General features: G+C 67.0%; 8 protein-coding genes. All 8 read left to right on the forward strand.

The window, feature by feature from the left end; translation table 11 throughout:
• The coding region (locus tag JHC36_RS09265; protein WP_503007029.1) for an alpha/beta hydrolase family protein at positions 1-656 on the forward strand (656 nt) is incomplete at its 5' end.
• Complete coding sequence (gene metW, locus JHC36_RS09270; protein ID WP_287918448.1) at positions 653-1,237, forward strand: methionine biosynthesis protein MetW; 585 nt, start codon at positions 653-655, stop codon at positions 1,235-1,237. The genes JHC36_RS09265 and metW, both read left to right, overlap by 4 nt.
• A gap of 17 nt (positions 1,238-1,254) precedes the next feature.
• Entirely contained in the window at positions 1,255-3,171 is a 1,917-nt protein-coding gene (gene glgB / locus JHC36_RS09275) for a 1,4-alpha-glucan branching protein GlgB (RefSeq protein WP_287918449.1), read from the forward strand.
• A complete protein-coding gene (glgX, locus tag JHC36_RS09280; RefSeq protein WP_287918451.1) occupies positions 3,168-5,354 on the forward strand; it encodes a glycogen debranching protein GlgX in 2,187 nt (728 codons plus the stop codon). The genes glgB and glgX overlap by 4 nt, the downstream gene beginning before the upstream one ends.
• A complete protein-coding gene (gene malQ, locus JHC36_RS09285; protein WP_287918452.1) occupies positions 5,351-6,862 on the forward strand; it encodes a 4-alpha-glucanotransferase in 1,512 nt (503 codons plus the stop codon). Before glgX ends, malQ begins: the two co-directional genes overlap by 4 nt.
• Positions 6,863-6,905: 43 nt before the next feature.
• A complete protein-coding gene (glgC, locus tag JHC36_RS09290) occupies positions 6,906-8,204 on the forward strand; it encodes a glucose-1-phosphate adenylyltransferase (RefSeq protein ID WP_287918453.1) in 1,299 nt (432 codons plus the stop codon).
• On the forward strand, positions 8,201-9,694 hold the full coding sequence (gene glgA / locus JHC36_RS09295) for a glycogen synthase GlgA (RefSeq protein ID WP_287918454.1): 1,494 nt from the start codon (positions 8,201-8,203) through the stop codon (positions 9,692-9,694). Before glgC ends, glgA begins: the two co-directional genes overlap by 4 nt.
• On the forward strand, positions 9,691-10,500 hold an 810-nt coding region (locus JHC36_RS09300; protein ID WP_287918456.1), incomplete at its 3' end, for a glycogen/starch/alpha-glucan phosphorylase. The genes glgA and JHC36_RS09300, both read left to right, overlap by 4 nt.

The raw sequence follows: 10,500 nt of genomic DNA on the forward strand, positions 1-10,500 counted from the left end.
AGCGGGTCCGCCACGCCGCCGTGATTGCGAGCGCGCCCAACCTCACGGCCGAGAACATCGCCTTCAACGAGGTGGCGCGGCGCGCCATCGTGACCGATCCGGATTTTCATGGCGGCCATTACTACGAACACGGCGTGGTACCCAAGCGGGGCCTGCGCATCGCGCGCATGATCGGGCACATCACCTACCTCAGCGACGACGTGATGAACGAGAAGTTCGGCCGCAGTCTGCGCGAGGCCGTCGCCGGCCACCCGAACGGCTACCGCTACTCGACGCAGGATGTCGAGTTCCAGATCGAGAGCTATCTGCGGTATCAAGGGGACAAATTCAGCGAGTACTTCGACGCCAACACCTACTTGCTGATTACCCGCGCACTCGACTACTTCGATCCAGCTGCGGCCTTCGACGGTGATTTGGTTCGTGCGCTCGCGCCGGCCCGTGCTCGTTTTTTACTGGTGAGCTTCACGACCGACTGGCGCTTTTCCCCGGCACGCAGCCGCGAGATCGTCCGAGCGCTGGTCGCCAACCAGCGCGACGTCAGCTATGCCGAAATCGATGCGCCCCACGGCCATGATGCGTTCCTGCTCGACGATGCCCGCTACCATGCGGTGGTGCGTGCGTGGTTCGAGCGGATTGCCCGGGGAGCCCAAGCATGAGTGATCCCGTGCTCATGGAAACCCTCGGCGCCCTGGTGCCGAAAGGGGTGCGCGTGCTCGATCTGGGCTGTGGCAACGGCGCCATGCTGGAGTGGCTGCGGATCCATCGGAACTGCTCGGGCTATGGCGTCGAAATCGACGACGCCAACGTGCTCGCCTGCGTCCAGCGCGGGGTCAATGTGCTGCAGCTCAACCTCGAGGAGGGTCTCGCCATGTTTGGCGACCAGTCGTTCGACGTGGTGCTGCAAATCGACACGCTGCAACATTTGCGCAATGCGCAAACCATGCTCCGTGAAACCGCGCGCGTGGGCCGCATCGGCATCGTCGCCTTTCCGAACTTCGCACATTGGCCCAACCGGCTCAGTGTGCTGCGGGGTCGCATGCCCGTGACGAAACGCCTGCCCTACGAGTGGTACGACACGCCCAACATCCGAGTTGGAACCTATGCGGACTTCGAGGTGCTCGCGGAACGCAACGGCCTGCGCATCCTCGACGCCTTCGGCTTGCAAAATGGGCGCAAGATTCGCTTCATGCCCAACCTCTGCGCCTCGACAGCGGTGTTCAAGTTCGAGCGCGGTTGAGGGCGAGCCCCTTCAGCATGGAAACGACGGAACACGATCGACCGGACTTGGCCGCGTCCCCGTGGCTGGGCCCGCTCGATCTTTGGCTACTGGCCGAGGGCCGACATCTGCGCCCCTGGCAAAAGCTCGGCGCCCATTTGGCCCGCGAGCAGGGCCATGAGGGCACCGTTTTTGCAGTCTGGGCTCCGCACGCAGAGGCCGTCAGCGTGGTCGGGGACTTCAACGCTTGGGACCCGGCGCGCGACCCGATGGCGCGGGTGGGTGAGAGCGGCATTTGGCAGGCGTTCGTCCGCAACGCGGCAGCGGGTGCGCTCTACAAGTTCGCCGTTGTCGATGTCCACGGCCATCTGAGCTTACGAACCGATCCCTATGCGCGAGCGACCGAGGGACCGCCGGGCCTCGCCGCGCGCGTGTGTGCCCCGGCTGCCTGGCGGCCACATCGCTTGCACGCGCGGCCTGAAGGCGGGCGCCCCATCGCCATCTACGAGGTCCACGCCGGCTCCTGGAAGCGACCAGGGGGACACATTCCGGATTGGGACTGGCTCGCCCGCGAACTGCCGCCCTACGTCGCCCAGCTCGGATTCACACACATTGAGCTGTTGCCGGTGGCTGAGCATCCGTTCTACGGATCCTGGGGCTATCAATGCACCAACCTCTACGCCCCAGCGGCTCGCTATGGCAGCCCCGACGCTTTGCGGCGCTTCATCGATGCGGCCCATGCGCACGGGCTGGGCGTAATCCTCGACTGGGTTCCGGGCCACTTTCCCAGAGACGGCCACGCGCTGGCTCGTTTCGATGGCACGGCCCTCTATGAGTATGAAGACCCTCGGGAGGGGGTTCACCGCGACTGGGACACGCTGATCTATAACTTTGCACGTCCGCAGGTCCGCAACTTCCTGATCGGCAACGCGCTCTATTGGGTGGAAGAGTTCGGCTTCGACGGTTTGCGTTTCGATGCGGTCGCCTCCATGCTCTACCGGGACTACAGCCGGCCTGCCGGAGAGTGGATCCCCAACGCACGGGGTGGGCGGGAAAACCTCGAAGCCATCTCGTTTTTGCAGGAGGTCAACCGCACGCTGCACGAGCAAGCCCCGGGCGTGCTGACCATTGCGGAAGAATCGACGGCGTTTCCGCATGTCAGCCGCTCGCCCGAGGAGGGTGGCCTGGGCTTCGACGCCAAATGGAACATGGGGTGGATGCACGACACGCTGCGGTATTTCGCGCTCGACCCCGTCCACAGACGCTGGCACCACGACGCCCTGACCTTCGCGATGATGTACGCCTACAGTGAGCGCTTCGTTCTGCCGCTGTCGCACGACGAGGTCGTCCACGGCAAAGGCTCATTGCTCAACAAAATGGCGGGGGATCCCTGGCAGCGGCGAGCCAATCTTCGCGCGCTACTGGGCTTGATGTATGCGTTTCCAGGCCGCAAACTGTTGTTCATGGGCGCGGAGCTGGCAACACCACGGGAGTGGAATCACGACACGGAGCTGGACTGGGGCCTCTTGAATCAGGCCGACCACGCGGGCGTACAGCGGCTGGTGCACGATCTCTGCCACCTGCTGCGCGAACTGCCGGCGCTGTTCGTTCAGGACGACACTCCGGAAGGCTTCGCTTGGATCGAGGCCAATGATGCGGCGCACAGCGTCTACAGCTTTCTGCGTTGGGGCACCCGGCCTGATGAAGTCCTTGCGGTGGTCTGCAACCTAACGCCCGTCGTTCGGCACGACTGGCGGATTGGCGTACCCCAGGCGGGCACCTGGGTCGAGCGGCTCAACACCGATTCGGCCCACTATGCCGGGAGCAATGTCGGCAACTTCGGACGCCTCGAGGCCGAGCCCATCCCGATGCACGGCCATCCCTGGTCGGTCAAACTGACACTTCCGCCGCTGGGCGTCCTGTGGCTTGGTCCTGAGAAGCCACTGCCATCATGAACCCGCGAGCCTTCGACCGCCTGAGCGAGCCTGGAAGGCCCTGGCCGATGGGTGTGACACCGCGAACCTTGGCCGGGCAGGAAGGCGTCAATGCCGTCGTCTTCGCGCCGCATGCCCATGCCGTCATGGTTTGCGTCTTCGACGCAGAAGGGCATCGCGAGATCGAACGATGGCACTTGCGGTGCCACGGTGACGGCCTGTGGTGCGGTTGGATGCCGGGGCATGGCGCGGGTATGCTTTATGGCCTGCGCGCCGACGGCCCGTGGAAGCCCGAGCAAGGCCACCGCTACAACCCGCATCGTTTGCTCATCGACCCTTGGGCCCGGGCCCTCGTCGGCTCGACGAGCGCTTTGGCGCTCGAATGTGACGACCCGCAAGGGCGTGGCTTTCCGCCGCTGCCACGCGACAACGCCGAGCGCGTGCCCAAGGCCCGTGTGCTCGACCTCGAGCAAGAGCTGTGCCGCGCACGCTCGATCGCCGCGCGGCCCTGGGTTCCCTGGTCCCAAACGGTCCTCTATGAGGCGCATGTCAAATCGGCCACGGCCTTGCACCCGGATCTCGAGCCCGAGCTTCGCGGCACCTGGCTCGGGCTTGCGAGCAAGCCCATGCTCGAGCACTACCGCAAACTGGGCATCACCAGCTTGTGTTTGCTGCCGGTGCAGCTGCACCTCGATGAACGCCACCTGATCGAGCGGGGCCTGAGCAACCTCTGGGGCTACAACACGCTCAACTACTTTGTCCCCGACCCCCGTTTCGCTACGCCGCATGCCCGGGGCGAACGCCAAGATGATCAGCGGATTCGCGACGAGTTCCGGCAAATGGTCGACGGTTTGCATCGGGAAGGGATCGAGGTCATCCTGGACGTGGTCTACAACCACACGGCCGAAGGCGGCGCGACGGGGCCCACCCTTTCCTGGCGAGGACTCGACCATGCTGCCTGGTACGCGCTGGACGAACACGGACATCCGATGAATTTCAGCGGCTGCGGCAACACGCTGAACCTCGGTGAACCCCACGCCGTCCAACTCGTCATGGACAGCTTGCGCTGGTGGGCGGAAGCATTCGGCGTCGATGGGTTCCGTTTCGACCTTGCGGTGTCCCTCGGCCGCGACCCCAGGCTCGACTGGCGCTTCCATCCGGCACATGCCCTGTTCACGGCGATGGCACAAGACCCCGTCCTGGCGCCCCTCAAGCACATCGCCGAACCCTGGGACCTCGGGCCCGATGGCTACCGCCTCGGGCAGTTCCTGCCCGGCTGGCATGAATGGAACGACCGCTTCCGAGATACCGTGCGCGCCTGGTGGCTCGGACACGAGTGCACCCGCGGCGAGCTCGCGCGGCGCTTGGCGGGCTCGAGCGACCGTTTCGAACATGACGGACGTCTTCCACTCGCCTCCATCAATCTCATCACGGCGCACGATGGCTTCACGCTCGCCGACCTGACCAGCTACCGGCACAAGCACAACGAAGCCAACGGGGAAGACAACCGCGACGGTGCCGATGCCAACTTCAGCGCCAACGCCGGCGTCGAAGGACCGAGCGAAGACCCGGCCGTCCTCGAGCGGCGGCAGCAGTGGCGGCGCGCGTTGCTGAGCACCTTGTTCTGCGCCCAGGGCGTACCCCAGCTGCTCGCCGGCGATGAAATCGGCCACAGCCAACGCGGGAACAACAACGCCTACTGCCAGGACAATCCGATCAGTTGGATCGACTGGGCGCGAGGCGACGCCGATCTCTGCAGCTTTGTCGCCACGCTGACGGCCCTGCGGCGCGAGCTGCCCGCGCTGCGCCATCCACTCTGGTTTTCGGGACAATGGTCAGAGGCGGATCTGCCGCCGGACATCGAATGGCGAACCGCGCAAGGGTATCCGCCTGGGGTGGACGAATGGGAGCAGCCAGACAGCCGCATCCTGGCCTGCGTCATCACGGTCGGTGAGCCAGGCGGCTTGCCGCGCGAGCGGGTGATGACGATTTTTCACGCCGGTTCGGAGCCGGCTTGCGTGCGGCTGCCCGAAGGCATGTGGCACACGGTGCTCGACAGCCGAATCGGCGCGCGCTTTCCCCGACCGGCAAGCCCCGATGCCCCAACCGCCGGCCCCCCCGGGGAGCGGGGCTGGCCCGCGGTGGTTCCGCCCTGCCTCAAAATCCTCGTCCAGCCCCTGCCCAGCGGAGACCCGAGCCCATGACGGCACCCCCAGCGAAGCCACTGCACCGGCGCAGCAGCGGCATCCTGCTGCATCCGACGAGCCTGCCCGGCAGCGCGTCCTGCGGGGATCTGGGCGCCGCGGCGCGACACTGGGTCGACTGGCTCCAGAGTGCTGCGCAATCCTGGTGGCAGGTTTTGCCCCTCACGCCACCAGGACCCGGCTTCTCACCGTACCAGAGCCTCTCGGCATTTGCCGGCAGCCCCTGGCTCATCGATCTCGGGGCTCTGCGCGAGCGCGGATGGCTGCGCGACGACGAGCCCGTACCGCCTGTCGATGGGCAGAGCTGCGGAACGCCCGAAGGCGTCGCCGCCCGCCAGCGCCTGCTGATGCAGGCTTGGCAGGGGTTTCAGCGCGCAGCCACCGAGCCCGAGCGCAGCGATCTCGAAGCCTTCGTTGCGCGCGAACGGAATTGGCTCGAGGACTATGCGCTGTTCATGGTGCTCGACGCGCGTCATGGGCAGCCCTGGACCCGATGGCCCGAACGACTGGCGCGACGCGACCCGAGCGCGCTGGCCGAGGTCGCGGCAGCCGCGCAAGACGAGCGCGGCTTCTGGTGCTTCACCCAGTGGCTGTTCGAGCGCCAATGGCAGGCGCTTCGGGCCTATGCGCGGGAGCGGGGGATCGGCGTCATTGGCGACCTGCCGATCTTCGTCGCCCATCACAGTGCCGACGTATGGGCTCAGCCGTCGTGGTTCGCGCTCGACCCCTCGGGCGAGCCCGAGGTCATTGCGGGCGTGCCCCCCGACTACTTCAGCCCGCAGGGTCAGCGCTGGGGCACCCCCCTCTACCGCTGGGACCGCATGGCCGAGGACGGCTATGGCTGGTGGAAGCGGCGATTGCAGCGCACGCTCGAGCAGTTCGACGTCGTGCGCATCGACCACTTCCGGGGGTTCGCGTCGTATTGGGAAGTCCCCGCGCAGGCGCCCACCGCGATCGACGGGCGTTGGCGTCCCGGGCCTGGGCTGGCGTTTTTTCAAACGCTCCAAGCGCAGCTGGGGCCGCTGCCCTTGATCGCCGAGGACCTCGGCGCCGATCTCGGCGAAGCGATGGCGCTGCGCGAGGCCTGCGGCTACCCCGGCATGCGGGTGCTGCAATTTGGCTTCGACGGCCATGCCGACAACCCCCACCTGCCCCACAACTACGAGCCCCACACCGTGGCCTACCCTGGCACGCACGACAACGACACCGCCATGGGCTGGTGGCAGTCGCTCGAGCCCTCGGCGCAGGCGTTGGTGCGCCGCTACCTCGGCCCAGGCGTGGACGGTGAAGGCATCCACTGGAGCCTGATCCGCGCGCTCTCCCTCTCGGTCGCGCGCACGATGATCGTGCCGTTTCAAGACGTGCTGGGCCTGGACGGCCGGCACCGCATGAACACACCGGGGCTCGCCGAAGGTTGCTGGCGCTGGCGCTTCGACTGGCCGATGGTGGGCCCCGAGCCCGCGGCGCGCCTGGCCGAAATCGTGCGCGCCCACGGCCGCGCCCCCTGATCCCCCTGCCCCGACGGACCCGCCCCACCCGAGGAGAACTGCCATGCCCCCAACCGATCCCCAGGCGCCGTATCAACTGGCGCGCCAGACGATTGCCCTCGTGCTCGCCGGCGGCCGCGGCTCGCGCCTGGGCGCGCTCACCGATCGACGCGCCAAGCCGGCCGTGTACTTTGGCGGCAAGTTCCGGATCATCGACTTTGCGCTCTCGAATTGCCTGAACTCGGGCGTGCGGCGCATCGGTGTGATCACCCAATACAAGTCCCACAGCCTGCTGCGGCATCTGCAGCGGGGTTGGTCTTTCCTGCGCAGCGAGTTCAACGAGTTCTTGGACCTCTTGCCCGCGCAGCAGCGCATCGACGAAACCTCCTGGTACCAAGGCACGGCCGATGCGGTGTTCCAGAACCTCGACATCCTGCGGCCCAACCGCCCGCGCTACATCTTGGTGCTCGCCGGGGACCATGTCTACAAGATGGATTACGCACGCCTCATCGCCGATCATGCGGCGCGCGGCGCCCCTTGTACCGTGGCTTGCATCGAGGTGCCGCTGGCAGAGGCGAGCGCCTTTGGCGTGATGGCCATCGATGAGGCGCGGCGCATCGTGCGCTTCGACGAGAAGCCCGCGCACCCGGCGCCGATGCCGGGGCGACCCGACCATGCGCTCGCCAGCATGGGGGTGTATGTGTTCGATGCCGACTATCTCTACGCCGCGCTCGAGGCCGACGCCGCCACACCGGGCTCGAGCCGCGACTTCGGCCGCGACCTGATCCCCAAGGCCGTGGCGCGCGGCGAAGCGGTCGCCCATCCTTTCGGGGAGTCCTGCGTCAAGAGCAGCCCGGAGGCGCCGGCCTATTGGCGCGATGTCGGCACCGTCGATGCCTATTGGGCTGCCAACCTCGACCTGACGAACACCATCCCCGAGCTGGACATGTACGACCGCAACTGGCCGATCTGGACCTACCAGGAACAGTTGCCTCCGGCGAAGTTCGTGTTCGACGACGAAGACCGGCGCGGCTGTGCGGTCGATTCGCTGGTTTCGGGCGGCTGCATCATCTCCGGCGCGCAGCTGCGCCGCTCGGTGCTGTTCTCGCGGGTGCGGGTCAATTCCTACACCCGGGTCGAGCAATCGGTGCTGCTGCCTGCGGTCGAGGTCGGGCGTCATTGCCGGCTGCGCAAGGTGGTCGTCGATGCCGGCTGCCACATCCCCGAGGGCATGGTGATCGGCGAAGACCCCGCACTCGACGCGCAGCGCTTCGCGCGGACGGATGGCGGCGTCGTGCTGGTGACTCCGGCAATGCTCGCGCGGCTGGGCTTTCCTTCACCCGGCCCTGGGGTTCGTTCATGAAGGTCCTGCATGTCTGCGCCGAGCTGTATCCACTGGTCAAGACCGGGGGGCTCGCCGATGTCTGCGCCGCGCTTCCCGCCGCGCAACGGTCGCTGGGCATCGATGCGCGGGTGTTGCTGCCGGGCTTTGCCGGCGTGAAAGCAGGCGTCGAACCCACAGGCCCGGCGCTGAAGTTGGCGACGCGCAACGCCCCGCCGATCGTGCAGGCCTTGGGGCCCGAGGTTTCGATCATCCCCGCCCGATTGCGTGGCGCGGGATTGCCGCTGTGGTTCATCGATGCCCCGGCGTGGTACGAGCGCCCCGGCGGCCCGTATCTGGACGAACAGGATCGCCCCTGGCCCGACAACGCCGAGCGCTTTGCGCTGCTGGGCTGGATCGGAGCCCAACTGGGGCTGGGCGCCGACCCGTCCTGGACCCCGGACGTGGTCCACGCCCACGATTGGCATGCGGCGCTCGCTCCGGTTTATCTGGCGACCACACGCCGGGGGCCTGAATCCGCGGGGTCGGTGCTCACGATCCACAACCTGGCGTTCCAGGGTCGATTTCCGGGCGAGCTCTGGCCGCGGCTGGGGCTGCCAGCGGCGCTGTTTGGGATCGAAGGGCTCGAGTTTTATGGCGAGGTTTCGTTCCTCAAGGGCGGGATTCTGTTCAGCGACGCCTTGACGACGGTCAGCCCCCGTTACGCGCAGGAAATTCTCACGCCCGAGCAGGGTTTTGGCCTCGACGGCGTGCTCCGCCGAAGAGCCCAGGTGCTGCACGGCATCCTCAACGGCGTGGACTATTCGGTGTGGAACCCCGCGACCGACGCGTGGCTGGCGCAACCTTACGATCTGGCGCAGCTCGACGGAAAGGCGCGCAACAAGGCCGTGCTTCAGCGAGAACTGGGCCTGGCACCGCGCGCAGATGCCGTGCTGTTCGGCGTGGTCAGCCGGCTCACCGAGCAAAAAGGTGTCGATCTCATCGCGCCCGTGCTCGGCGATCTGGTGGCCCGCGGTGGCCAGCTCGCGGTGCTGGGCCACGGGGACGCGGCGATCGAGCGCGCGCTGGAAGCGGCCTGCGCCGCCCACCCGGGCCAGGCGAGCCTGCGCGACGGCTACGACGAGGGGCTGGCCCATCGCATCATCGCTGCAGCCGACGTGATCCTCGTGCCCTCGCGCTTCGAGCCCTGCGGCCTGACGCAGCTCTACGGTATGCGGTACGGCGCCTTGCCGCTGGTGCGCGCGGTGGGCGGGCTGGCCGACACGGTCGTCGACAGCAGCCTCGAGGCGATCGACGACGGTCGCGCCAGCGGCTTCGTGTTCCATGAGGCCACGCCCGCTGCGCTCGACGCGGCCATTCGGCGCGCCTTCGCGCTGCACCGCCGCGGCGCCGACTGGCAACGGGTCCAGACACACGCCATGAGCCTACGGTTCGACTGGGCGCGCGCCGCGCGGCAATATGGCACGCTGTACGATGACATTCGTTCTTCTTCCGCAAGGCTGGCCTCATGAACGCCCCTGACGCTGCCCCATCGCCCCTCGCGCCGAGCGCATCGGCGTCGTTCGATTTCGACCGCCCCGCCAGCACGGTCGAGGCGCTCAAGCGCTCGATCTCGAACCGGTTGGTGTATTCGGTGGGCAAGGACGTGCGCTCCGCGTGTGCGCGGGATTGGCTGTTTGCGGTCTTCTACGCGGTTCGGGACCGCATCATGGACCGCTGGCGCGAGACGCACCACGCCGCGATCGACCAGGATGCCAAGCGCGTCTATTACCTGTCGATGGAATTTTTGCCCGGGCGCATGCTCACCAATGCGCTCGCTGCGGAAGGCTTGCTCGATGACATTCGCAAGGCGTGCACGCAACTGGGCGCGGATTTCGACACGCTGGTCGACCTCGAGGCCGATCCGGGACTCGGCAACGGCGGCCTCGGACGGCTGGCCGCGTGTTTCCTCGACTCGATGGCCACACTCGCGCTGCCGGGCATGGGCTACGGCATCCGTTACGAATACGGCATGTTCGCGCAGCGCATCGTCGATGGCCGTCAGGTGGAGGAGCCCGATCAGTGGTTGCTCAACGGCAACCCCTGGGAATTCATGCGCCCCGAATACAGCTACACGGTGCGCTACCGCGGGCATTTGGTTCCTGACGGCCAGAGGGTGCGCTGGGTGGACACGGAGAACGTCATCGCCGTCGCCTACGACAGCGGCGTGCCGGGCTATGAGCTGAGCTCGGTCGCGACGCTGCGGCTGTGGTCGGCGCGCGCCGAGAGCGCGCTCAACCTCGAGCAGTTCAACCGGGGCGACTACATGCGCGCGGTC

Source organism: Tibeticola sp., from assembly GCF_022759015.1.
In the GTDB taxonomy this organism is placed as follows: domain Bacteria; phylum Pseudomonadota; class Gammaproteobacteria; order Burkholderiales; family Burkholderiaceae_C; genus Tibeticola; species Tibeticola sediminis.